Raw genomic sequence first — 24,996 nt, 5'->3', positions numbered from 1 at the left:
GCCTGTCCCGCCATGCGCCGCGCGCTCAGTACAGCCAGCGGTAGCGCAACCCCAGTTCCGTCATCGGCCGCCCGCCGTTGCGCGCCGCGGTCTCGTGCGAGACATAGAGCGCCAGGTGGTCGTTGCCGAACAGAGATCCCGCCACGCCGCCCTGCACCCGGAAGTTCTGCCGCGCGCGGGTGTCGTGCAACAACCCGATCTCGCCGAACGGCCGCCACTTGCGGGTGTATTCGTCCAGCAGCTCGGTGCCGAAGCCGAACAGCACGCCAGCCTGCGTGAAGCCCTGCGGCATGTAGAACGCCGGCGTCGCGGCGTCGCCGGCCGGCACCAGCGCGGCCTGGCGCGGCGTCAGGCTGCCGCCCTGCGTGCTGTAGCTGGCGTGCGTGGCGACCACGCGCACGGTGTAGTCCGGATACGCGGTGCGGATCTTGTAGCCGGCCTCGACGTCATACACCATGCCGTGGCCCAGCGTGCTGCGGTCCTGGCCGCGGAAGCGGCTGTACTCGATGCGCGCGCCGACGAACTCGCGCAGGCTGAAGCGCCACGTCGCGCCCAGCCCCAGCACGTCCTTGGCGCCGCCCACGCGCAGCGGCGCGGACTCGTCGGCCGGCTGGTTGAGCCCGGCCAGCGTGCTGAACTGCAGCCGCCCCTGCTGGTTCCACTCGCCGAAGAAGCGCGCCGTGGCCATGGTGTCGAGGCCCTCGCGGTAGCCCGCGGTAGCGCGCCAGCGCTGGTTGCTGTCGCGGTAGCCCAGCGACAGGTCGGCGCTCCGGTCCGATGCTGGCACGTTGGCCAGCTGGCGCGGATCGGTGCTGCGCTGGTCGCGCCAGGTGCCGCGCAGGTTCAGGTCATAGCCGTCCCACAGCCGCACGCCGCCGGCCAGGCTGCCTTCGGTGAACTCCAGCGGCTTCTGGTGCAGAAAGCGCACGCGCGGCTCGATCGCCTGGGCGTTGAACAGCAGCGTGTCGCGCAGGGTTTCCTGCAGCGCGTCGTCGGAGCGGGCCCGCTCCTGGGTTTCGAAGGCCAGCGTCTGCGCCGCGCCCAGGCGGTCCAGCCGCTGGTTGGCCTCGATCTGGCTCGCCACCGGCACGCGGCCGGCCTGGCGCTCCAGGATGCGGTCCAGGCTGTTCAGGTCCTGCCGGTCCAGCGCGATCGCCACCTCGGCATACGCCGGGCGCTGCAGCCGGCTGGCGTACTGGCGTGCCAGCCAGCCGCGCGCCAGTTCGTTCGATTCCGCCGACATCGCCCACGCCAGCGCGGCATCGCGCCCGGCGGCCGACAATGCTGCCTCGCGCCGCGCCGCGTCGCGCACGACCTCGGCGGGCACCGGCTCGCGCAGCGGCGGCAATCCTGCGATCTCGCCCAGCTGCGACGCCGCGTCCGCGTCGGGCGGGCTTAGTTCGCGCGCCGCCGTGGAAGCGCGGTCGGCGCGCAGCATCTGGACCACCAGCGCGCGCGAGACCTCGCCCGAGGCAAAGATCTGCCCCAGCGCCACGGTCTGGCGGCGCAGGTCCGCGCGCGACGGCGCGCCCGAGGCGTTTTCGCGCTCCTCGTCGCCATCGGCATGGTCCGGGCGCATGCGCGCATCGCCAGCGCCGCGCCGGGCCCAGCCACGATGCAGATCGATCCACGCCTGCCGGCGCACGCGCCAGGCCATGTCGGTCTGGCCGACGGCTTCATAGGCGTCGGCCAGCAGGCTGAGCCAGAGCGGATCGGCGCTCTTGCCGTCGTTGAGCTTGCGCAGGTAATGCAGCGCCGCGCGCCCGTCGTGGAAGCGCATATGGCCGGCGGCGAAGGCGCCCCACAGGTCGGGATTGTCCTCGGCCTGGTCCTGCAGGCGGCGCATCACCGCGCGCACCTCGGTATCGCTGCCCTGGTCGACCAGCGTCCACAGCAGCGCCGCCAGCGTTTCGCTGTCGGCGTCCGGCAGGCCCGCGGCATGGCGCAGGTCGGCCAGGGCCTGCTCGCGTTGGCCCGTGACGCGGTAGTACTCGGCGCGACGCATCAGGAAGCGGCCCGACTGCCAGGCGGCGCGGCGCTGCTCCGCGCTCATGTCCTGCAGCAGCCGCTCGATGCGGCGGTAGGCGTGGGCGCGCGTGTAGTAGTACAGCGCCAGCTCCAGCGAGGCCGGGCTGGCGCTGCGGCGCCAGTCGGCCTCGGCGATGCGGCCGGCGTCGATCGGGGTCCTGTCGTAGTAGGCGATCAGGTTGGAGAAGTCCGCTTGCTGCGTGGCGCGGACCTCGGCCGTGCAGTCGTTGCGCGCCGGGCCCTCCGGCAGCTGCCGGCAGTGCTCGTCGCGGGTCTGCGCGGCCGCCATCATCAGATGCCGATAGCCGTCCTGCAGCAGGTCGTCGCGCTGGTTGAGCCGCGCCAGCTCGGTGAACGTGCGCCAGAACAGCAGGTCGCGCGGACCCGCGGCGGCGCGCGCCGGCAGCATCGCGTCCAGCGCCTGGGGCAGGCGGCCGCGCACATAGAGCAGGTTGGCCAGCTTGAGCGCGTAGGCGGGGCGCGGGCCGAAGCGCTGCTGCAGCTGCGTATAGAGCTGGAAGGCGCGCTCGTCCTTGCCGGCGCGTTCGGCCAGCGCGGCGTGGCGCTCCATAATGTCGCGCGCCTTCGGGCCCCGGCTCAGGCCTTCGAGGAAGCGCATGGCCACTTCCGGCTCGCCCAGGCGCTCGTAGGCGGCCACCACCTCGTCCACCGTCTTCAGGTCCGAGCCGCCCGCGCGGTGGCGCAGCGCGGCCAGGTAGGCGCGATCGTCTGACAGCCCCGGCGCCAGCCGCATCACCGCATCCCACGCGCGCTCGTCGTTGGTGGCGCGGGCATAGTCGAGCCAGCTCTTCAGCGCCACCGCCGGCTGGCGGTTCCATTCCGCCACCTGCGCCAGCCGCTCGCGCCAGACCGGCTCGGCCGGCAGCCGGCGCACCGCGGTCTCGGCCACGCGCTGGGCCTGGTCGAGCTTGCCCGCGGCCAGGAACACGCGATAGGCCAGCTCGTAGTCGTCGGCATTGAACCTGGTCTCGTCCGGCTGCGCGGGCGCGGTTGCCTGGGCCGCAGCCCTGCGCACGCCGAACTGGCCGGAAGCGGCCAGCGCCTCGCGCAGCGCCACGCCGCGCGGCCCGTCGAGAAACACCACGCCGCGCTCGCGCCACGGCTGGCTGGCCGCGATGCGCCGCACCTCGGCCTCGCGCGCGGCCAGCGCGGCCGGGTGCGCATGGCCGGCATCGCGCAGCCGCGCCGACACCTTCAGCAGCCGCTCGACATAGCGGCTGGCCTGCTCGGGCTTGTTGGCCGCCAGCGCCAGCCGGGTCAGGTAGCGCAGCACCTCGGGGTCGTCGAGCAGCTTGCCGCCGTGGCGCTCGGCCTGCGCCAGCGCCTCGTCCAGAAGGTTGCCGGACTGCAGGGTCTGCACCGCCTTCAGGAACAGCGCGCGCCGCTCGGCCAGCGTGGTCGCGGCCGCCTGCTGCGCGAACAGTGCGTTGGCGGCATCGCGGTAGTCGCCGCCGGCAATCGCCATCTCCGCCAGCTGGCGGTTCCAGAATGCCGCGTTGTTGCGGTCCTGGCTCGCCAGCGCGGTATAGAAACGGCGCATCGCGGCATCCGCGCCGGCCTGGCGCGCCTGCGTGGCCAGTGCCTGCAGGTCGGCCACGCTCCAGCGGCGGCCGGCGGCCTGGTCCAGCAGGCTGCGCAGCTGCACCAGGTTCTGTTCGCGCTCGGCGGTTTCCGGCTGCGCGGCCCAGGCGCGCTGCTGCGCGATCTCGATACGCGTGCGCAGCACCTGGCCCGACAGGTCGATGCCCTGCACCGCCTGCATCCGCTCCAGCATCGCCTGCGCGTCTTCCAGGCGGCCGGTGCGCGCGTATTGCTCGGCCAGCACGCCCATGAAGGCGGGATCGTCGGGCGTGACCTTCCACCAGGCTTCCAGGTAGGCCATGGTCAGCCCGTCGATGGTGCGGCCCTGCCCCAGCAGCCGTTCGCGCAGGGTTTCGCGCGGGAACATCAGCGCCAGGCCGATGCCCACGATCGCGGTAAAGGTCAGCACCAGCGTCGGCGGCAGCAGCCGCTCGCGCTCAGCCGGCGCAGCGGACTTCGACTTGTTGCCTGACATGATTGGGGTCGGTCACGGGTGCGGTATCGACGCGCAGCGTGTTGCGTTCGCGCACCGCCGCCACGGCCTTGCCATCGACGCTGATGCGGCAGTGGCCGGCGTTGGCCAGGCGGAAGAACGGCTTGAAGTAGCCACTGAAGGCAAAACGGGTGACGCCGTCGCGCTGCGACCAGTCGCGCACGATGCCGTTGGCTTCGGCGAGTTGCGGCGTGGCGGCCGCCGTCAGTGCGGCCGAGTCGCGCACGGCAAAGCGCGCATCGCCGCCGTCCAGGTGCAGGTAGACGCCGCCGCCGGGCGCCGGCGAGGTTCCGGTCACGCCCTTCGCCGTGGCAATGTCGGGCAGGCCCGCGCCGCTCCAGCGCAGGTTGCGCAGGTTGCCGTCGCCGCGCACGATCCATTGCGTGGCGCTGCTGCCGGCACTGCCGTCGCCCACTTCGCGCGCCACCGCCATCTCCTGCCAGTCGAGCACCTTGCGCACGTAATCGGTCGAATGCAGCGGCAGCAGCGGCTGCGCCAGCACGTAGTCGTAGACCTTGCGCAGCGCCTTCAGCGACGCCGCCTTGGTGCCGGAGTAGCTGTGGTAGTAGATGTTGACGGGCTTGAAGCGATACGGCCGGTCGGTCAGCTCGAAGGTCTCGATCACGCGCTCGAAGCCGTAGAACGGGCCATGCCACAGGTTGGTGTAGACATTCTCGTTCTGGTTGGGCGCGAACACCTGGAAGGTGCCGCCCGGCTTGTTGATGCCCAGCGGCGCGATCGCGGTCCAGCTGGGATTGCTGCGCGTGATCAGCGTGTCGCCGCCGTTCATGTTGAACACGCGCGCCTGGTCGGTCAGGCGCAGGGCCTCGGCCGGCGGCTGGCAGTCGCCCGACCACAGCAGCAGGCTGACCGGCTTGCCGGCGGGCGCCAGGCTGCGGTTGATGTAGTCGATGGAACCACCGATCTCGCGGTTCAGGTCCATGGTGTAGCCGGGGATGTTCAGGTGGAAGGCCTCGTCGCCCGCGCCCGCGGCGGCGTTGCCGCCCTGAGCCGGAACCGTGCGCGCCCACTCGAACGGGTGCGAGAAGGTATGGCTGGCCACCTCGACATAGGGCTGGGCGAAGATCTTGCGCGCGATCGGCTCCAGTTCGGCGGCGAGCTTCGGGTACATGCCGTCGCGGCTGACCTCGCCCTGGATCACCGACATGGTCATCGGCAGCCGGTAGCGGTCGAAGATCTCGCGCAACAGCACCTCGCCGGAGAAGCCGCCGCCGGGAATCTCGGCGCGCGAGGCAAAGCCGTCGCCATCGATATGGATGGTCAGCAGGCGCCGGCCGTTCTCGGTGGTGACGTCGGGCACCGGCATCGCGGGCAGGCGCAGCGCCTCGCGCAGGAAGTCCAGCGGCTGCACCACCCAGCGGCTGTCGGCGGTGCCGATGCCGCTCTCGTGCACCGCATACGGCCCCAGCACATAGCCGCCCCACGGCGTGATGGCCGCGGCGTCATAGGTCAGCGTGCCGGAGCGCAGGCGCAGCAGCGTGCGGAAGCCGTCGCCGTCCGGCACCTGGATCGCCTCGGCCTGGTTGCGGTCAGGCGCCACCGGCATCTCGAAACCCATCATCGGGTCCTTGGCCAGCACCTCGACCGGGCCCGATACGCGCCCCCTGACCGCCTTCAGGCCGAAGCCGCGCGCCACCGCGCCACTGACGCTGGTGCCGAAGTCGTTCAGGAACACCACCGGCATGCCCTGCGCCATGCGCGCCTGCACCCAGGTGTGGAAACGGCCCGGCTGCGCCGTGACCTTGCCCGTCAGGTACATCACCACGCCGGCATAACGGTCGGGGCCGATCTCGGGCAGCTCCTCGCTGGTGTCGGCAAATTCGACGCGGTAGCCCAGGTAGTTGAGCGGCATCGAGACAAAGCGCACGCCCTCGGACTGGTCGATCGCCACGCCCGGGCCGCGCTCCTGCACCACCAGCACGCGCCGCGGCAGCACTTCGACCTTGCCGATGCCGATGGTCTGCAGGCCGGGGTCGGCAACATAGGGGGTGATGCCCAGCGCGCGGATGCGCCGCGCGGTGTCGCGCGCGCAGCGGCGGTCCGCCGGCGGGCAGTAGTCGATCGACACCACCGGCAGCCGGTATTGCTCGCGGATGGTGCGCGCCTGCGCCAGCAGCCAGTCGCGGTCGGCCTGCGGCACCTCGACATAGCGGCCCTGGGCCTGGTTCCAGCCGCGGAACAGCGACTCGAAGGCAACGGCATACGCCAGGCCATGCACCTGCGGCAGGATCTCGAAGCCGCGGTTGAAGATCAGCCGGGCATCGGGGTAGCGCGCCTTGATCGCGCGCACCACGCGCACCAGGCCGGCTTCCTGCCGCGCGCGCTCGGCGTCGGTTTTGGCGGCGAGCTGGTACGAGTCCAGGGTATCCAGAAAGAAGCCGCGGAAACCCCGTGCCCACAGCGGCGCGATCACCTTGTCGACATAGAAGGCGGGCCAGCCGTCGGCCGCCTGGTCGATCACCGGCGCGTTCCACGCGTCGTTGCGGCCGACGAACCAGCTCTTGGGGATGTCCTTGAAATACGGGCGGCCTTCCAGCACCTCGCCCACGCTGACATAGGCAAACCAGGCGGTCGCGGGGGTGGCGACCCGGCGCGGGTCGAAGCCGCTGTCGGGTTCGACCACGGCGATATCGAATGCCTGCAGCGCGTCGACCGGCGGCTTGGCGCCGTAGTGCAGCGCGATCGACGGCATTGCCGGCGCGGATGCCGCAGCGCCGGCTGCCGGCTGTGCCGCGGCGGCCCCGGCCGCTCCGAGGGCCAGCGCCAGCGCAGCGCACTGCGCCAGATGCCCCAGCAAGGCCAACCATCCCGGCCGGCATGGCGTGCAGCCACCCAGGCCGCGCCGGCTGCCTTGCGCTTCCCCCAGTCGATTCACAGCGTGCTTCCCTTTATTTTTGCGCACCCGAAGTGCACGGTGCCAGACATTTTAGAGGCGGTTCGCGACCGCGTGCGCCTGGTTCTGACCGTCAATTCGGAAAAGTCCGATGGTATCCGGCATCCGCATGCTAGAGCAGGCACCGGCCCCGTATTGTCAACAATTGTCCCGAAAAGGAGACATGGAGGCGACTTGCTGCCTCGACGGCCGCGCGCGTGGGCGGTCGATGCTTTGGGACAACGGGCTGCCAGCCGGCGAAAGAAGATCCCCGCTACGCCCGGCGACGTCGCTGTCCGTTAGCGGATTTCCGGACAGCCGCTTTGCCACCACATGAAATCTTTGCGTTCATTCTCTTATGTATGGACGCGCATGCAGGCCGTTGACTCATGTATTGGCATGGATAGCCTGACTGCGGTCACGGGTATTGTGGTTTATCCGCATAATGTTATATCCGCGCCGGACTGACCTCACCCGAACGCGGTAGGAACGGTGCCGTAAAAATTTGTAAAAAAGATGGCACCAGCTTGCAGCGGGCGGCAGCCCATTATGCACGACTACATGGCACGCGGCCCGGCTGCGGTGCATGCACAGGCAAACGCAACAATAAAAAATCAGGGAATTCACTGAATCGGTACTGAAGTAGAAAACGCTAATATCTCCTGTCGGAACCTCTCATCATGATTAGGCGCTTAGCCTGATTGACACACCGGGAAAATTCGGCAGAATGATTCCCACTTGTGCAGCGCCCATTCGGTGTGTCATTTGGTGTTGTCGTTCCGTGACGGTTTCGGTTGTCACGACAGCGACATATCGAAGTCATATGGAATGCGCTGGCGGGGAAGATAAAACAGATCCGCCGGGTGCTTGCACACGGTGTATAACGAGCGTTTTCGCTCATTTTGAAATTCAAGGTTGAGATAGATATGGAAACCGGTACCGTTAAGTGGTTCAACGACGCCAAGGGCTTCGGCTTCATCACGCCGGATGAAGGCGGCAACGATCTGTTCGCGCACTTCTCCGCAATTGAAGGCAATGGCTTCAAGTCGCTGAAGGAAGGCCAGAAGGTGCGCTACGTCAAGGCCATGGGCCAGAAGGGCGAGCAAGCCACCAAGATTCAGGCCCTCTGATACCGGTGAGGTTCCGGCTGGCCCGACGGGTCGGCCGGCACGAAAGCCCCGCAGATTTGCGGGGCTTTTTGTTTGGGCGCAACCATGCTGCAGCACGGTTGCGCCCGCGCCGTTGCAGGTGAAATTGCTATAATCGCCCGACCCACAACCACCTCCCAAACGAGTCGCGCGCCAACGCCGCGCGGCCGGCGCGGGACGGTAAGCAGCGTGTCGAGGAGTTACGTGGCCGGTACTCAGATCGCAGCTTCAGACAGCCGCTCCGGCATCGGCGCCCAGGCTGGTCCCGCCGCCTCGTCGGGCAGCTCCTTCCATGCCGCGCTGCGCATCCTGCCGGCGGCGCAGCGCCAGGCCATGTTCCAGATCTACGCGTTCTGCCGCGCCGTCGACGATATCGCCGACGGCGACGCGCCGCATGCCGAGCGCCTGGCCGCGCTCAATGCCTGGCGCCGCGACATCGACGCCTGCTACGCCGGCAACCCGCCCGCGCCGCTGCAGCCCCTGTACGCGCAGATCCGCGCCTACGACCTGCAGCAGGCTGACTTCCTCGCCGTGCTCGACGGCATGACCATGGACGTGGTGCAGGATATCCGCGCACCGGATGCCGCCACCCTCGACCTGTACTGCGACCGCGTGGCCAGCGCGGTGGGCCGGCTGGCGGTGCGCGTGTTCGGGCTGGAGACGGATTGCGGGATTGCGCTGGCGCACCACCTGGGCCGTGCGCTGCAGCTGACCAATATCCTGCGCGATATCGACGAGGATGCCGCCATCGGCCGGCTCTACCTGCCGGCCGAGGCGCTGGCGGCGGCCGGCATCGCGGCCGCCACGCCCGCGGCCGTGGCCGCGCACCCGGCGCTCGGGCAGGCATGCGCGGCCGTGGCGCGCGAGGCCCAGGCCCACTACGACCAGGCCCAGGCCATCATGGCGCGCTGCCCGGCACGCCAGGTGCGTTCGCCGCGCATCATGGCCGAGGTCTACCACCGCATCCTGGCGCGGCTGTGCGCGCAGGCCTGGCGGGCGCCGCGCCAGCGCGTACGCCTGCCGCGCGCGCAATTGCTCTGGATCGTGCTGCGCCACGCCATTGGCTGAGCGCGGCATGTCGATGCACGCCGGGGCCGGCCATGCCGGCGCCGGCACAAGGAGGTTGCATGTCGATTAACGAGACCGCCCTTGCCAACGCCGCGCCGCACACCGATGCGGCGCAGCGTGAGCCGGCCGGCCCGGCGCAAGCGCCGGCGACACGCTTGTCCGCGCCAGCGCTAGACCATGGCATCGGCCGCGCCCTCGACGCGCTGCTGCACCAGCAGCGCCCCGACGGCCACTGGATCTATGAACTCGAGGCCGACGCCACCATCCCCGCCGAATACGTGCTGATGGTGCACTACCTCGGCGAAGCGCCCGACCTCGACCTGGAAGCGCGCATGGCGCGCTACCTGCGCCGCATCCAGAACCCCGACGGCGGCTGGCCGCTGTTCCATCAGGGCCGCTCCGACGTCAGTGCCAGCGTCAAGGCGTATTTCGCGCTGAAGATGGCGGGCGACGATCCGCAGTCCGCGCCGATGCAGCGCGCGCGCCAGGCCATCCACGCCATGGGCGGCGCCGAGGCCACTAACGTGTTCACGCGCACGCTGCTGGCGCTGTACGGCGTGCTGCCATGGAAGGCGGTGCCGATGATGCCGGTCGAGATCATGCTGCTGCCGCGCTGGTTCCCGTTCCACCTGTCCAAGATCTCGTACTGGGCCCGCACGGTGATCGTGCCGCTGCTGGTGCTCAACAGCCTGCGCCCGCAGGCGCGCAACCCGCGCGGCATCGGCATCAACGAACTCTTCGTCGGCAACTGCCACACGGTGGGCCTGCCGCCGCGCGCGCCGCACCAGCATGCCGGCTGGTACACGGTGTTCCGCGGGCTCGATGCGCTGCTGCGCGCGGCCGAGCCGCTGCTCCCGCGCACGCTGCGCCGGCGCGCCATTGCCGCGGCACAGCGCTTCGTGCGCGAGCGACTCAACGGCGAGGACGGGCTGGGCGCGATCTTCCCGGCGATGGCCAACAGCGTGATGATGTTCGACGTGCTGGGCGTGCCGCCCGACGATCCGGCGCGCGCGGTGGCGCGGCGTTCGCTCGAGCGCCTGCTGGTCGAGCACGGCGACGAGGCCTATTGCCAGCCCTGCCTGTCGCCGGTGTGGGATACCGCGCTGGCCACGCACGCGCTGATGGAAACCGGCGAAGTGCGCGCGGCGCAGGCCGCCGGGCGCGCGCTTGACTGGCTCAGGCCGCTGCAGGTGCTGGACCTGCGCGGCGACTGGGCGGTGCGGCGCCCGCTGGTGCGCCCCGGCGGCTGGGCCTTCCAGTACGCCAACGCCTACTACCCCGACGTCGACGACACCGCGGTGGTGGCCGCCGCCATGGACCGCTTCATGCGCGCGCACGATGCGCCGGGGCGCTACGGCGAAGCGGTGGCGCGCGCCACCGAGTGGATCGTCGGCATGCAGAGCGGCAACGGCGGCTGGGGCGCATTCGAGCCCGAGAACACGCACCTGTACCTGAACAACATTCCCTTCGCCGACCACGGCGCGCTGCTGGACCCGCCCACCGCGGACGTGTCGGCGCGCTGCCTGTCGATGCTGTGCCAGACCGGCGCCACCCCCCGCAAGAGCGAGCCCGCCGCGCGCGCGCTGCGCTACCTGCTGGCCGAGCAGATGCCCGACGGCAGCTGGTTCGGCCGCTGGGGCACCAACTACATCTACGGCACCTGGAGCGCGCTGTGCGCGCTGAACGCCGCCGGCCTGCCGCCTGCTGCGCCCGAACTGCAGCGCGCGGTGGCGTGGCTGGCACGGATCCAGAACGCCGACGGCGGCTGGGGCGAGGACGGCAGCAGCTACCGGCTCGACTACCGCGGCTACGAACCCGCGCCCAGCGTGGCCTCGCAAACCGCGTGGGCGCTGCTGGCAATGATGGCGGCGGGCGCCGCGCAGCATGCGGCGGTGGCGCGCGGCATCGACTACCTGCTGCGCACGCAGCAGCCCGGCGGCCTGTGGCATGAGCCCCGCTTTACCGCGGTGGGCTTCCCGCGCGTGTTCTACCTGCGCTATCACGGCTATGCGCGCTACTTTCCGCTGTGGGCACTGGCGCGCTACCGCAACCTGCAGCGCGGCCATGCCGATCACAGGGGCCACAGCGGCCAGGTGTCGTGGGGTCTGTGACGGCGCCGTTCGTGCTGGTCGTCACCGGCATGGCGTTCGAGGCGCGCATCGCGGCCGGACCGCACTGCCGCGTGGTGCACGGCGTGCGCGGCCTGGCGCTGGAGCAAGAGGTGTCGGCAATGGCCAGCCGGCACTGCATGGGCATCCTCAGCTTTGGCGTGGCGGGCGGGCTGGAGCCGGCGCTGGCGCCGGGCGATGTGGTGCTGGCCGATGCGGTGTGCGCGCCCGGCGAGCGCTACGACACCGACACGACGTGGACGCGCGCCATGCACGCGGCACTGCCGCACGCCCGCATCGGCACCGCGGCCGGGGCCGACCAGCCAGTCCTGACGGTGGCCGCCAAGGCATCGCTGCACCGGGCCACGGGGGCGCTGTGCGTCGACATGGAATCGCACCTGGCCGCGCGCATGGCGTCGGCGTGCCGGCTGCCGTTCGCGGCGTGCCGGGTGATCGTCGATCCGGCTTCTCGCGCCGTGCCGGCCGCTGCCGCGGCTGGCATGGGCGATGACGGCAAGACCGATGTGGCCGCGGTGCTGGGCGGGCTGCTGCGCGCGCCGCAGGAACTGCCGGCGCTGTTGCGCCTCGCTGGCGATGCTGCGGCCGCGCGCGGGGCGCTGCGAGCCGCAAGGCTGGCGCTGGGCGATGTATTTGGCCTGCGCGACATGCGCTCACAGCACGCTGACTCTTGAAGCGGCTGATGGGGACCCGCGGAGCAGCGAGATGACGCCGGTTTCTCCAACACTAACTGGGGGCTCCCTCTCCCGCAAGCGGGAGAGGGAGCAAAGCTAAAACCAATCCCTCATCCAAACTTCCTCGCCGCATCCAGCGCCAGCCCGCTGCCGATGCTGCCGAAGCGGTCTCCTTCCACGCAGCGCGCCTCGGGCAGCAGCGCTGCCAGCCGCTGGCGCAGCAGCGGCACGCTGCTGGAGCCGCCGGTAAAGAAGATGGTGTCGACCGCGGCGCCGCGCACGCCGGCGTCGGCCAGCAGCTTGTGCACGGTCTGCTCGGTCTTCGTCACCAGCTTGTCGATCGACGCATCGAACTCGTCGCGCGTGATGGTCAGCGACAGGCCCGGTTCCAGCCGGTGCAGGTCCACCTCGGTGCTGCCCGTGTCCGACAGCGCGATCTTGGCGGCTTCGACCTGGATTGCCAGCCAGTGTCCCGCGCGCTCGCGGATCAGCCGCACCAGGCGGTCGAGCTTGACCGTGTCCGCGGCGTCGCGATAGTTGTCCATCACCAGCGACCACGCCTTGCGCGTATAGAGCAGGTTGATGGTGTGCCAGCTGGCCAGGTCGAAATACTGGCTCGACGGCATCGCCTTGCCGTTGCGCAGCGCGCTGCCCAGGCCCAGCAGCGGCATCGCGCGCGCCAGGCTGAGCGCGCGGTCGAAGTCGGTGCCGCCGATGTGCACGCCGCCGTTGGCCAGGATGTCGTCGCGCCGGTCGCTGCGCGCGGCGCGCTCGGGCGACAGCCGCACCAGCGAGAAGTCCGAGGTGCCGCCGCCGATATCGGCAACCAGCACCAGCTCCTCGCGCGTGATGCCGGCCTCGTAGTCGAAGGCCGCCGCGATCGGCTCATACTGGAACGCGATCTCGCTGAAGCCCGCGTCGCGCGCGATCCCGGCCAGGGTGTCTTCGGCCAGCTGGTCGGCCACCGGGTCCTCGTCGATAAAGAACACCGGACGCCCCAGCACCGCGCGCGAGAACCCGGTACCGGCGGCCTGCTCGGCGCGCGACTTAAGCTCGCCGATGAAATGCGCCAGCAGCTTGCGGAACGGCATGGCCTGGCCCATCACCTCGGTGCTGTCGTCCATCATCGAGGTGCCCAGCAGGCTCTTGAGCGAGCGCATCAGCCGGCCCTCGTAGCCTGCCAGGTAATCGCCCAGCGCGGCGCGGCCGTAGCTGACCAGCGGATCCTCGGCATGGAAGAAGATCACCGACGGCAGCGTCGCCTTGCCATCCTCCAGCGGCAGCAACGCGGCCGCGCTGCCCGGGCGGCTCCAGCCCACCGTCGAGTTGGACGTGCCGAAATCCAGGCCGCATGCGTTTGACATCTTCGATTCCATTTTCCTGCCAGCTAAGTGGCCCACGCGGCACAAGGCCGTTGCGGGCGGGGGCGCTATTGTAGGGCAGCCACCGGGTCCGTGCCTGTCGGCTCCGACCGCCATGCCGGCGGCACCTCCAAGGCAACCTTGACAGGGATGCGGAGCGGCTCCTATGCTGCGTCTGTTCTTTATAAAAGAGCGTTGTTCTGTTGTACAGAATACGCACACAGACCCCTGCCATGCAAAAACCATTACGCCATGTTCGCGTGCTCGACCTCACCAATGTGCTGGCCGGGCCGTTCTGCTGCCACCAGCTGGCCCACCTCGGCGCCGAAGTGATCAAGGTCGAAGCCCCTGGCAGCGGCGACCTGGCGCGCCAGCTGGGCGCCGACCCGGAGCTGAACCAGCGCCTGATGGGCGTGTCGTTCCTGGCGCAGAACCCCGGCAAGCAGTCGGTCACCCTGAACCTGAAGCACGCCAGCGGCAAGGCCGTGTTCCGCAGGCTGGTGCAAAACGCCGACGTGGTGGTCGAGAACTTCCGGCCGGGCGTGATGGAACGCCTGGGACTGGGCTATGAAACCCTGAAGCAGGACAACCCGCGGCTGATCTACTGCGCGATCTCGGGCTTCGGCCAGGACGGGCCGCTCGCAGGGTTGCCGGCCTATGACCAGATCATCCAGGGCATGGCCGGCGTGATGCAGATCACCGGCGACGCGCACAGCGCGCCGCTGCGGGTGGGCTATCCGGTGTCCGACACCATCGGCGGGCTGACCGCGGCGCTCGCGGTGTCGGCGGCGCTGGCCGATACCGGGCGCACCGAGGGCTATTTCATCGACGTTTCGATGCTCGAGGCGACGCTGGCCACGATGGGCTGGGCGGTATCCAACCACCTGATCGCGGGCCGGGCGCCCACGCCGATGGGCAACGAGAACATGACCGCGAGCCCGTCCGGCACCTTCCGCACCGCCGACGGCCTGCTCAATATCGCCGCCAACAAGCAGGAACAGTTCGAAGCGCTGTGCCGCGTAGTGGGCCGCCCGGCGCTGGCTGACGATGCGCGCTTCGCGCAGCGGCAGGCGCGGCTGGCCAACCGGGCCGCGCTGACGCAGGCGCTCGAAGCCGAACTGGCGACCCGGCCGGCCGCCGAGTGGTGGCCGCTGCTGACCGCGGCCGGCGTGCCCGCGGGCTCGGTGCTGGACGTGCCGCAGACGCTGGCCCATCCGCAGGTCAGCGAGCGCGGCATGATCGGCGACTTTGCCGATGCCCCCGGGGTGGGCCGCGACATACGCGTGGTGCGCACCGGCTTCAAGCTCAACCGCGAAGCGCCGGCGGTCGACACGCCGCCGCCGCAACTGGGCCAGCACACGCGCCAGGTGCTGGGCAGCCTGGGCTACAGCGATGCGGACATCGATGCACTGAACCGGGAGGGTGCGATATGAGCGGCAGCCAGACACAGGACGACGGCATGGATGCGGGCCAGCAACTGTCGCAGGACTGGTGGCGCACCGGCATCATCGACATGCGCCCGGGCGAGATCCGCTACCGCGGCTACCCGATCGAGCAGCTGATCGGCCGGGTGTCGTTCGCGCAGATGATCTGGCTGATGCTGCGCGGCGAGCTGCCCGGGCCGGGCCAGGGCGAACTGCTGGACGCGGCGCTGATGGCCGCGGTCGACCATGGCCCGCAGGCGCCCAGCATCGCCATCGCGCGCATGGCCGCAACGTGCGGCGTGGGGCTGAACAATGCCATGGCGTCGGCCGTCAACGTGCTGGGCGACGTGCATGGCGGCGCGGGCGAGCAGGCGGTGGCGCTGTACCACGACGTGGCGCAGCGGCTGGACGCCGGCAGCACGATGGCGCTGGCGGTCGAAGACGCGCTGCGGCACTACCGCGACCTGCACGGCAAGTACGTCGGCGGCTTCGGCCACCGCTTCCATCCGGTCGATCCGCGCGCGCCTCGGCTGCTGGCGCTGGTCGCGCGGGCGGCGGAAGACGGCGTGGTGAGCGGCCGCTACGCGGGCATCGCGCGCGCGATCGAGGCTGCGCTCGGTGCCGGGCGCGGCAAGCCGATCCCGATGAACATTGATGGCGCCACCGCGGTGATCTACGCCGAACTGGGCTTTGCCGCGCCGCTGGCGCGCGGGCTGTTCTGCCTGTCGCGCTCGGTCGGCATCCTCGCGCACGCGTGGGAGCAGCAGTGCGAGGGCGGGCGCAACAAGGGCCCGATGCCGCGCCAGTTCCTGTGGCGCTATGACGGCGCGCCGCCGCGCGACGTACCGGAACCGCACCAGCCCACATAAAAAAGTCCGCATCAGCGGCAACACCCGCCGGCAGGCCGGATCGCGCGCTCAGCCGGCCAGGTCCGGTTGCGGCTGCAGCAGCGGCGCAGCCGCCGCGCCGGCGGCGGGCTGCGCCATCGACGATGCCAGCACATAGCGGTCGCGCCCATGCGCCTTGGCGTGGTAGAGCGCGCGGTCGGCATCGGCGAACAGGGTCCGCCACAGCGCCTCCCGGCTGCCCGCGCCGCCGCGCAGCTGCGCCACGCCGATGCTGACGCTGGCATGGCCGCGCCCGGCGGGCAAGGCGATCGCATGCACCTTGCGCAGCACGCGGTTGGCCAGTGCCGAGGCCTGCTGCTCGTCGGTATGCGGGCACAGCACGCAGAACTCTTCACCGCCGTAGCGCCCGGCCACATCCGAGGCGCGGCGCGAGTTGTCCAGTGCCTGCGCCACTTCGCGCAGCACCGCATCGCCGGCGTGGTGGCCGCAGGTATCGTTGACCTGCTTGAAGTAGTCGATATCGATCACCAGGCACGACAGCGGCTGGCCATCGCGCTGCCAGCGCGCCACCAGCGACAGCGCCGACATCTCCAGCGCGCCGCGGTTGAGCAGGCCGGTCAGCGCGTCGATGCGCGCGCCGCTTTCGTTGTGCGCGACGATCTGCTCCATCGCCATCACGGTAAAGCCGAACAGCCCGAGCAGCGTGGCGATCAGCGGCGCCAGCACCCAGGCCGAATCGGCCGGGCCGGCGAAGAACAGGGTCAGCGGCGCCGCGGCCGTGCCGCCCGCGGGCAGGCTCATGGCATGGCTGAAGCCCGCCAGCTGCGTGGCCAGTTGCACCAGGCTGGCCACCAGCACCAGCGGCGCCCCGATGCTGCGGCGCCCGCGCCCAGCGCGCGCCAGCGTGGCGAAAGTGGCCAGCGACACCAGCGCCAGCACGCCATAGACGATGCGCAGCACCAGCTGCGGGCCTTCGGGCAGGCCGCTCGAGGCCACCATCAGGCCGAGCACGATCGCGCCCGCCCCCACCAGCGCACCCGGATGCGCCGGCACGCCGTAGTAGACCCGCACGCCGCGGTAGATCAGCAGCCAGCCGGCGACGAAGGCGAACGCGCCCAGCGTGCCGAGCTGGCCGGTGCCGCTGGCCGCGCTGACCGCCAGCGCCAGGCCCGCGGCCGACACCAGCACATGGCCGAAGGCCCATAGCCGCCCCGCCGTGCTCGCGCGCAGCGCAAACACCAGCCCCGCTGCAATGATCAGCGTGCCGCAGAAAAACACCATCATCACCACCGCAATGGTCTGCTGGTCCAGGTGCAAGGGATTTCCTCAAGGATGCCGTCCGCCTGCCGTCAATATCGATCGGCGGGCATCGGGGCACGGGGGCGCGACGCGAGGCATGCGGGCGCTGATTTCACCAGATGTGACGTGCGCTGTTTTTCATGCCAGCCGCATGATAGCCCGTGCCGGCGCCAGCTTGGCACCCCCTGCAAGCCGGGTCGGGTGCACTGCACCCCCCGCGGTTTACGCTCAGTCCGGGACTGCCGATGCCGGGGTAGCCTGCGGCGCCGTGCCGCCGAGCGCGCGCGTCAGCGAACGCGCTGCCTGCAGCACATCATCGCGGAAAGCGTCGCGGTAGCGCGCCGCCGGACAGGTCAGCGTCAGCGCCCCGGCCAGCACACCGCCCGGGCCGAACACCGGCGCGGACACGCCGGCCAGATCGGGGCTGCGGTCGCCGACCAGCGCCGCCACGCCGTCTTGCCGGATCCGGTCATAGAGCTCGCCGGGCTCGCCGGCGAAGGCACGCAGCACGCGCGCGCCGGCGCCGCGGTCGCGCGGCAGCAGCTCGCCCGCGCGCACGTGGTCCCGCACCGGCTGTGGCGAATCGACGCGGTACAGGCACAGCCGGTGCCCGCCCTGCTCGACATGAAAGGCCGCGCTCTCGCGCGTGACGTTGACCAGTTCGCGCAGCGCCGGCATCACCACCGCCTCGAGCGAGAACGATGCCGCGTAGACCGCGTGCAGCCGCGCCACCTCCGGCCCCAGGCCGTAGCGGCCATCGGCGTGGCGCAGCACCAGCCCGGCGTGTTCAAGCGATGCCAGCAGGCGCAGCAGCGTGCTTTTGTAGAGGCCGCTGCGCTGCGCCAGTTCGGCCAGCGCCAGCGCGCCATCGCCGAGCCGGAACACCGACAGCACGAACAGCGCCCGGTCCACGGCGATGGCGCCGCCGGCGGCGGCGTGCTTGTCGGCTTCGGAAACCTGTGCGGCTTTGCGGGGCATGGCGGGCGGCGGGTGATGAACCCGGAAGGCGTTGGGTCGAAACGATGCGCCACCGTATAGAACGGTCGGGGGGTTGTCAATCCGCGCTGCCGGGCGGGGCCGTGTGCGGTGGAGTCGACGCACGCACGCCAGCATGGTGGCGTTTTTCTGCAACACCCATACGCGGTGCCTGGCCCGATTGCGCGGTTGCGCAAGCGCGTTCTGCGCCCTTTGGACACCGCATGCGCCACATCGCGCGCCCCGCGCTTAGCCTATTCGCCACTCCTGGCTTTGCAAGCGGAATCAGCGGGGTAAATTGCCCCGGCTTTTGCTTTAGCGGCCGCCGCAGCGGATGGATAGAATCATGCGTTGCTCAACTCCGCGCCATCCTGCTGTTTCCGCCGCAATGTCTCATCGCCGTGCTATTCCCGACCTTGGTATGACCGTTCCCGCACTCTCGCTTGGTGCCATCCTGGACGACCTGCGCAGCGCCCCGCGGCCGCTGACCCCCGCGGAATATGCATACCTGGCCCAGCTGCGGCTACGCATCGTCACCGGCGACGCCGACCTGTGGACCACGCTCGAAACCGCAGGCGTGCCATGCAGCGAACGCCGCCTGTCGCCCGACGTGGTGCTGGCACTGACCGCGATCGGCCAGTTGCCGATGCACTGACTGCGTCGCTGCCGCACGCCTCGCCGGAAGATTCCGCACTGCATTTCTGAATCCGGCTGTCCACCTGCCCCGCGCCGCCCCGCTACGATCGATCCACTTCGATCCGCCGGGGACCCGTAGCAGCGCGCGAGCGCGAAACCGCCCCCCGGCCATGACATGGGCATGGCTTACCGACTCATCAACCGGCGCGTCTCGTTCCTCTCCCTGCGTGTCTTTGTCGCGCTGATGCAGCATCGCGACGCCGGCCGCGCCGCGCAGGCGCTCGGGATCCAGTCGCAACGGCTCCATTACCAGCTGCGCCAGCTCGAGACCGCGCTCGGCATGCCGCTGTTCCAGCCGTGCGGCGCCGCCTGGCTGCCGACCGCGGCCGGATTCAATGCCTTGCCCAAGATCTGCGCCATGCTCGAGATCTGGGAGCAGATCCAGGCCAGCACCCGCGCGCGGCGCCGTGCGGAAGCGGAGCGCCAGCGCGAGCGCTGCGCGGTGCGCGTCGGCGCGGCATTCTGGGTAAGGCAGGCGACTATGTAGGCTCAGGTTGATCGCCGGTGCCGGCGCCGCCGCCCGCCGCCTAATGCTGCATGCCCCAGCGGCGCACGGTCAGCCGCTCCAGCGTGGTGAACACCAGCCCCTCGACCAGCAATCCGATCAGGATCACCGCGGCCAGCCCGGCGAACACGCGGTCGGTATAGAGCTCGTTGCGGTTCTGGAAGATGAACCAGCCCAGCCCGCCCTGCCCCGACGACGCGCCGAACACCAGTTCGGCGGCGATCAGCGTGCGCCAGGCGAAGGCCCACCCGATCTTCAGGCCGGACAGGATCGCGGGCAGCGCCGCCGGCACCAGCACCAGCGCGACATAGCGCAGCCCGCGCAGGCCGTAGTTGCGCCCCGCCATGCGCAACGTCGGCGGCACCGCGCGGAAGCCCGCGTACATGTTCAGCGCCAGCGGCCATAGCACCGAATGGATCAGCACGAACACCAGGCTGCCGGTGCCAAGCCCGAACCACAGCAGCGCCAGCGGCAACAGCGCAATCGCCGGCAGCGGGTTGAACATCGCGGTAAGCGTGTCCAGCAGGTCGCGCCCGAGGCGCGTCGATACCGCCAGCGAGGTCAGCACGAATGCCAGCACGATGCCGGCGGCATAGCCGCGCAGCAGCACCGAAAGGGAGATCGCCGCCTTGCCCGGCAGCTCGCCGCTGGCGACCGCCGCGCCGAAGGCGCGCAGCGTGGCCAGGCACGAGGGCAGCAACAGGTCGTTGTCCTGGATGCGCGCCACCGCTTCCCAGATCAGTCCCAGCGCCAGCAGGATCAGCGCCTTGCGCAGCCAGTCCTGCTGCCACGCGCGCTGGTGCCACGGCAACGCGCGCGCCAGCGGGGCCTCGGTGAACGGCTCGGGCTCGCGCTCGTATTCGGGCCGCAGCGGGTCGGCGAGGGTCAGCGTCGTTTGCGTCATGATGCGATGTCGGTTTCAGCGTGCCACCGCGCTGCGCGCCGGCGGCGGGTCGATGGTGGCCGGCGCGTCGAACAGCAGGCCGTGGATGCGCTGCGCCGCGGCCTGGAATTCGGCGCCGCCCTGGCTCGCCAGGCTGAACTGGTGGCTGTTGAGCTCCGCGCGCACGCGGCCCGGGTGCGGCGACAGCAGCAGGATGCGGCTGCCCACCACCAGCGCCTCTTCGATCGAATGCGTAACGAACATCAAGGTGAAGGCCGCGTCGTCCCACAGCGCCAGCAGCTCTTCCTGCATGCGCCGGCGCGTGAGCGCGTCCAGCGCGGCAAAGGGCTCGTCCATCAGCAGCACCTTGGGGCGCATCGCCAGCGCGCGCGCGATCGCCACGCGCTGCTTCATGCCGCCCGACAGCGTATGCGGGTAGGCATCGGCAAAATCGGCCAGCCCGACCTTGTGCAGGCTGTCCAGCGCCAGCTCGCGCGCCTCCGCCCGCGACAGCCTGCGCGCCTGCCGCAGCGGGAACATCACGTTCTGCACCACCGTTTTCCACGGCGGCAGCTGGTCGAACTCCTGGAACACCACGATGCGGTCCGGGCCGGGCTGCAGCACACGCCGGCCCTCGAGCCGGATCTCGCCCTCGCTGGGCGGAACGAATCCGGCAACCGCCTTCAGCAGCGTGGACTTGCCGCAGCCGGACGGGCCCAGCAGCACGAAGCGGTCGCCGGCATGCACGTCGAAGCTGACGCGATGGGTGGCACGCACGATGCGCTCGGGCGTGCGGTATTCCAGCGACACGCCGTCCACCTGCAGCAAGGGCGTGGCGCGCTCCGACACCACGCGCAGGTTGTGGGTGGCCATGCTCAGCTCCCCTGCGCGGTGACCGGGTCCTGGAAGAAATAGTCCTGCCAGGACTTCGGCTGGTTGCGGATCGCGCCCACGCGGTGCATGAAAGCGGCCAGCGCAAAGGTGTTCTGCGGCGCCACGCGGAACTGCACCTGCGGGTTCTTCAGCACGCGCAGCAGCAGCGCGCGGTCGGTGCGGGCCTTGCTCTGGCGCAGGTAGATGTCCGCGGCGGCCTCGGGATTGGCGGTGGCAAAGGCGGCGGCCTCGGCCAGCGCATCGACAAAGGCGCGATATGTTTTCGGGTTGTCGTTGCGGAACTTCTCGGTGGCGTACAGCACCGTGGACGAACTCGGTCCGCCCAGCACGTCGTACGAGTTCAGCACGATGCGCGCATTCGGGTTGCCGGCCAGCTCCTGCTCCTGGAACGGCGGATTGCCGAAGTGGCCGGTGATCTCGGTGCCGCCGGAGATGATGGCTGCGGCGGCATCCGGATGCGGCACCGCCACGGTCCATTTGTCGAGCCGGTTGTATTCCTTGTCGCCCCACTGCTTTGCCGCAGCCAGTTGCAGCACGCGCGACTGCACCGATACGCCCACCGCCGGCAGCGCGATGCGGTCCTTCTCGGTGAAATCGGCAATCGACTTCACCTTGGGGTTGTTGCTGACCAGGTAGTACGGGAAGTTGCCCAGCGACGCCACGCCGCGCACGTTCTGCTTGCCGTGGGTGCGGTCCCACAGCGTCAGCAGCGGGCCCACGCCGGCGCCGGCGATATCGATGGCACCGGACAGCAGCGCGTCATTGACCGCGGCGCCGCCCGACAGCTGGGTCCATTCGACCTTGATGTCGACACCCTGCTGCTTGCCGTGCTTCTCGATCAGCTGCTGGTCGCGCGCCACGTTGAGCAGCAGGTAGACCACGCCGAACTGTTCGGCGATGCGAAGCTTGCCTTCGGCGTGCGCGCTGCCGGTGATGGCCAGGCCGGCGCTCAGCGCCAGCAGGCCGAGCTTGCGGGAAAAACGAGAGAACATGATCTAGACTCCGGGGAATACGGTGGATTGGCGCTCGCCACTGCGAGTGCCCTGGGATGACTTGCGAAACCGCTGCCGCCTTCAGCGCGGCACGTCGCCTTCGATGGTGGTGCGGTACATCACGCGCCGCAGTTCCGGCGGACAGCCCGCGGCAAGATGCAGCAGCGAGCGGTTGTCCCAGAACACCAGGTCGTGCGGCTGCCACTGGTGGCGGTAGATGTGAGCGGGCTTGACGCTGTGCGCGAACAACTGGTCCAGCAGATCGCGGCTTTCATCCTCGGGCAGGCCGACGATGCGGGTGGTGAAGTGCTCGCTGACAAAGAGCGCCTTGCGCCCCGTTTCCGGGTGGGTGCGCACCACCGGCTGCAGCACCGGCCTGACCTGCGCAATCTGCTCCGGCGTCAGGTTGGGCCGCCACGGGCTGCGCTGCTGCAGCTCGGCATAGCGCGCCAGGTAGGTGTGCTCGGCCTGCAGGCCATCGACGGCGCTTTGCAGCGCCGCCGGCAGCGTGTCCCAGGCCAGGTGCATGTTGGCGAACAGCGTGTCGCCTCCCTCGGCAGGCAGTTCGCGCGCATGCAGCAGCGAACCGAGGCTGGGCTTTTCCTTGTACGACAGGTCCGAATGCCAGAAGTGGCCGGCATCGCCCAGCCCGATCGGCTTGCCGTTCTCGACCACGTTGGACACCACCAGCACTTCCGCATGGCCCGGCAGCTGGAACTGGTGCAGCACGTGTATCTGCAGCGGGCCGAAGCGACGGCTGAAGCCGATCTGCTGCGCGGGCGTGATCTGCTGGTCGCGGAACACCACCACGTGGTAGTCGAGGTGGGCGCGATGGATGCGGGCAAAATCCGCGTCGGACAGCGGCTGCGACAAGTCGAGCCCGATCACTTCCGCGCCCAGCGGCGCGTCCAGCGGACGGATCTCGAAGTTGCCCGCGTCTGCGGAAAACGCGGTGGAAAGCGGCGCGCTCTGCTGGCGCGAAACACTGGCGTGGGCGGTTGCGGTCGTCATGGCAAGCTCTGGCATACGGGGGAAGCCGATGCGACATCCGGGATGCCGCGTACAAGCTTGCACTGTAGAGAGCCGGCCATTACACGGTCAACGAATCATATCGCTGGCCCTTATCCACTTATCGCATATCCATGTCTCGACATTGGCGGGCCATCAGGGCTTGCCGGGGCAACCGCTGCGGCACGGCACGTTGGCCGTATCCGGGCGCGCGTCGGCGACAAAGCCGTCGCGGTTCGGCATCTTCACCTGCGGCAACGCGCGCGCGTCCAGCACGGCATCTGCGGGCAGGATGCCGTTCTTGTGCAGCAGCCACGCGGTGACGGCATAGACCTCGTCCGGCGCCAGGCTCTGCGGCGCGTTGTAGGGCATGGCGCGGTTGATGAAGTCGAATACCGTGGTGGCGTAGGGCCAGAAGCTGCCGATGGTCTTGACGGGGTTCTTGCCGCTGGCGGCGTCCTTCAGCGTGCCCTGCCCGCCCACCAGCGCATCGGCCGGCTTACCTTCGCCATTGACGCCGTGACATGCGGCACAGTGCTGCGCATAGACCTGCTGGCCCCGCGCGACCGTGCCGCTGCCTGGCGGCAGGCCCGTGCCGTCCGGGGTCACATCGATATTCCACGCGGCAAGGTCGCGCTCGCTGGCGGCGCGGCCTATGCCGTAGGTCTGCGCAAGGACCGTTTGGGCAGCGCAAGCCAGTGCCAGCACGGCGGCGGCACCACTGATTCGTTCAAGCGCGCGCATTGGCAATGCTCCCGTCCGCGGCCACGCGCCAGCGCTGGATCGCGTTGTAGTGATAGGTGGAAGCCACGCCGCGCGCGGCCACCAGCTGGTCCGGCGTGGGCTGGACGTTGCCGGCTTCGTCGATGGCGCGGCTCTCCAGCGAAGCTGGCCCGCCATCCCAGCGCCACGGCAGGCGGAAGCGCACCAGGGCGCGGTCCAGCACCGGCTCCTGCAGCTGCGCCTCGCGCCAGCTGCGGCCGCCGTCGACCGACACCTCGACGCGGCGGATGCGCCCGTGGCCCGACCACGCCAGGCCCGAGATTTCATAGAACCCGCGCTCACGCAGTTTGTGATCCGGCGCGGGGAAGGTGATCACGGACTTCACATCCATCAGGAAGGTGAACTGCCGCGCGCTGCCGTCGGGCAGGGAATCCGTGTATTTCGCAGTCTCTTCGCGCGACATGAACGGCGCGCGCCCCAGCTTCAGGCGCCGCAGCCACTTGATGGACATGTTGCCCTCATAGCCCGGCAGGAACAGCCGCAGCGGATAGCCATGCTCAGGGCGCAGCATCTCGCCGTTCTGCGCATAGACCAGCAGCGCGTCTTCCAGCGCCTTGGCCAGCGGCACGCTGCGCGTCATGGCTGCGCCATCGGCGCCCTCCGCCAGCACCCAGGCCGCATCGGGCGCCACGCCGGCTTCGTCCAGCACCACGGACAACGGCACGCCGGTCCACTCACAGCAAGACAGCAGGCCATGGCTGATCTGCACGGACTTGGCGCCGGGCGCCTTCCACTCGCGTCCGGTGTTGCCCGAGCACTCCAGGAAATGGATGCGCGACACCGACGGCAGGCGCACCAGGTCGTCCATGGTGAAGATGCGCGGGCGCGCCACCAGCCCGTGCACCGCCAGCCGGTGCTGCGCCGGGTCGATCAGCGGGATGCCGGCGTGATGGCGCTCGAACACCAGCCCGGTCGGCGTGATGATGCCGCGCAGGTCCTGCAGCGGCGTCATCGACGAGTTGGCGCCAGGCAGCGGCGCCGCGCTGCGGCTGCGCCGCACCACGTCTTTCTCGAACGGGGACGGCTGGCCATACGGATGCCACAGCACGGGCTCGCCCGGCGTGCGCGTCCACGGCGCAACCGTCAGGGGTTCTGCGCGCGCCGCAGTGGCGGCGCCAGCCGCGGCGGCACCCAGCACCGCCCCGCGCTGCAGGAAGCGCCGGCGGCCGGAAGTCAGGTCATTGCTCATCGTGAGGGCGTGGTCAGTCTGGCAGGGATCAAAATGCGCAGACTGTAGGACAGCACCGGCGCTCGGCCAACGAAGAAGATTGCATGCCGATATGCCAACGCCGCGCC

General features: G+C 70.0%; 19 protein-coding genes. 8 read left to right on the top strand and 11 right to left on the bottom strand.

The window, feature by feature from the left end; translation table 11 throughout:
• Positions 1–25 precede the first annotated feature (25 nt).
• On the bottom strand, positions 26–4,105 hold the full coding sequence (locus tag U9J39_RS02415) for a tetratricopeptide repeat protein (RefSeq protein ID WP_326346435.1): 4,080 nt from the start codon (positions 4,103–4,105) through the stop codon (positions 26–28).
• On the bottom strand, positions 4,068–6,836 hold the full coding sequence (locus U9J39_RS02410; protein ID WP_326346533.1) for a bifunctional glycoside hydrolase 114/ polysaccharide deacetylase family protein: 2,769 nt from the start codon (positions 6,834–6,836) through the stop codon (positions 4,068–4,070). Before U9J39_RS02410 ends, U9J39_RS02415 begins: the two co-directional genes overlap by 38 nt.
• Before the next feature lie 1,106 nt (positions 6,837–7,942).
• On the opposite strand from U9J39_RS02410, the gene U9J39_RS02405 reads away from it, so the two are divergent.
• The 4 genes from U9J39_RS02405 (at position 7,943) to U9J39_RS02390 (ending at position 12,032) form a co-directional block, all read left to right on the top strand.
• Positions 7,943–8,146: a cold-shock protein gene (locus U9J39_RS02405; RefSeq protein WP_010810931.1), complete on the top strand. Its 204-nt coding sequence runs from the start codon at positions 7,943–7,945 to the stop codon at positions 8,144–8,146.
• A gap of 222 nt (positions 8,147–8,368) precedes the next feature.
• Entirely contained in the window at positions 8,369–9,232 is an 864-nt protein-coding gene (gene hpnD, locus U9J39_RS02400) for a presqualene diphosphate synthase HpnD (RefSeq protein WP_326346434.1), read from the top strand.
• A 59-nt stretch (positions 9,233–9,291) separates the two neighbouring features.
• On the top strand, positions 9,292–11,343 hold the full coding sequence (gene shc / locus U9J39_RS02395; RefSeq protein ID WP_326346432.1) for a squalene--hopene cyclase: 2,052 nt from the start codon (positions 9,292–9,294) through the stop codon (positions 11,341–11,343).
• Positions 11,340–12,032: a phosphorylase gene (locus U9J39_RS02390; protein ID WP_326346532.1), complete on the top strand. Its 693-nt coding sequence runs from the start codon at positions 11,340–11,342 to the stop codon at positions 12,030–12,032. Before shc ends, U9J39_RS02390 begins: the two co-directional genes overlap by 4 nt.
• 110 nt (positions 12,033–12,142) lie before the next feature.
• On the opposite strand, the gene U9J39_RS02385 is transcribed toward U9J39_RS02390, so the two are convergent.
• Complete coding sequence (locus tag U9J39_RS02385) at positions 12,143–13,408, bottom strand: Hsp70 family protein (RefSeq protein WP_326346431.1); 1,266 nt, start codon at positions 13,406–13,408, stop codon at positions 12,143–12,145.
• A gap of 218 nt (positions 13,409–13,626) precedes the next feature.
• Between U9J39_RS02385 and U9J39_RS02380 the strand changes: the two genes are divergently transcribed.
• Both U9J39_RS02380 and U9J39_RS02375 read left to right on the top strand, forming a co-directional pair.
• A complete protein-coding gene (locus U9J39_RS02380) occupies positions 13,627–14,826 on the top strand; it encodes a CaiB/BaiF CoA transferase family protein (RefSeq protein WP_326346430.1) in 1,200 nt (399 codons plus the stop codon).
• Positions 14,823–15,686 carry a citryl-CoA lyase gene (locus U9J39_RS02375; RefSeq protein ID WP_115713913.1) on the top strand — a complete coding sequence of 288 codons (864 nt, stop codon included), beginning with the start codon at positions 14,823–14,825 and terminating at the stop codon, positions 15,684–15,686. Before U9J39_RS02380 ends, U9J39_RS02375 begins: the two co-directional genes overlap by 4 nt.
• A 48-nt stretch (positions 15,687–15,734) precedes the next feature.
• On the opposite strand, the gene U9J39_RS02370 is transcribed toward U9J39_RS02375, so the two are convergent.
• Positions 15,735–16,982, bottom strand: a complete 1,248-nt coding sequence (locus U9J39_RS02370) for a GGDEF domain-containing protein (protein WP_115682418.1) — start codon at positions 16,980–16,982, stop codon at positions 15,735–15,737.
• Positions 16,983–17,192: 210 nt separating this feature from the next.
• Complete coding sequence (locus U9J39_RS02365; protein WP_116313982.1) at positions 17,193–17,942, bottom strand: IclR family transcriptional regulator; 750 nt, start codon at positions 17,940–17,942, stop codon at positions 17,193–17,195.
• A 418-nt stretch (positions 17,943–18,360) separates the two neighbouring features.
• Here U9J39_RS02365 and U9J39_RS02360 point away from each other — a divergent pair, with 418 nt between their 5' ends.
• Together U9J39_RS02360 and U9J39_RS02355 are read left to right on the top strand one after the other, a co-directional pair.
• A complete protein-coding gene (locus U9J39_RS02360; RefSeq protein ID WP_231942229.1) occupies positions 18,361–18,594 on the top strand; it encodes an IclR family transcriptional regulator in 234 nt (77 codons plus the stop codon).
• Positions 18,595–18,756: 162 nt separating this feature from the next.
• Entirely contained in the window at positions 18,757–19,122 is a 366-nt protein-coding gene (locus tag U9J39_RS02355) for a helix-turn-helix domain-containing protein (protein WP_115683683.1), read from the top strand.
• Between the two features lie 40 nt (positions 19,123–19,162).
• Here U9J39_RS02355 and U9J39_RS02350 read toward each other — a convergent pair whose 3' ends face one another.
• From U9J39_RS02350 to soxC, 6 genes are all read right to left on the bottom strand, one after another.
• The gene (locus U9J39_RS02350) at positions 19,163–20,044 is read right to left on the bottom strand and encodes an ABC transporter permease (RefSeq protein WP_115682414.1); all 882 of its coding nucleotides are present in this window, start codon (positions 20,042–20,044) and stop codon (positions 19,163–19,165) included.
• 15 nt (positions 20,045–20,059) lie between these two features.
• The gene (locus U9J39_RS02345) at positions 20,060–20,896 is read right to left on the bottom strand and encodes an ABC transporter ATP-binding protein (protein ID WP_116313981.1); all 837 of its coding nucleotides are present in this window, start codon (positions 20,894–20,896) and stop codon (positions 20,060–20,062) included.
• 2 nt (positions 20,897–20,898) lie between these two features.
• Complete coding sequence (locus tag U9J39_RS02340) at positions 20,899–21,909, bottom strand: ABC transporter substrate-binding protein (RefSeq protein WP_115713917.1); 1,011 nt, start codon at positions 21,907–21,909, stop codon at positions 20,899–20,901.
• 81 nt (positions 21,910–21,990) lie between these two features.
• Positions 21,991–22,920, bottom strand: a complete 930-nt coding sequence (locus tag U9J39_RS02335; protein ID WP_326346429.1) for a TauD/TfdA dioxygenase family protein — start codon at positions 22,918–22,920, stop codon at positions 21,991–21,993.
• A gap of 153 nt (positions 22,921–23,073) precedes the next feature.
• A complete protein-coding gene (locus U9J39_RS02330; protein ID WP_326346428.1) occupies positions 23,074–23,661 on the bottom strand; it encodes a c-type cytochrome in 588 nt (195 codons plus the stop codon).
• Complete coding sequence (gene soxC, locus U9J39_RS02325; RefSeq protein ID WP_115713920.1) at positions 23,648–24,889, bottom strand: sulfite dehydrogenase; 1,242 nt, start codon at positions 24,887–24,889, stop codon at positions 23,648–23,650. The genes U9J39_RS02330 and soxC overlap by 14 nt, the downstream gene beginning before the upstream one ends.
• Positions 24,890–24,996: the final 107 nt, after the last annotated feature.

Origin of the sequence: Cupriavidus sp. SS-3 (genome assembly GCF_035818815.1) — a bacterium.
Taxonomy (GTDB): domain Bacteria; phylum Pseudomonadota; class Gammaproteobacteria; order Burkholderiales; family Burkholderiaceae; genus Cupriavidus; species Cupriavidus taiwanensis_C.
Note: the sequence above shows the minus strand (reverse complement) of the source record. Positions and strands in the feature narration are given on the sequence as shown.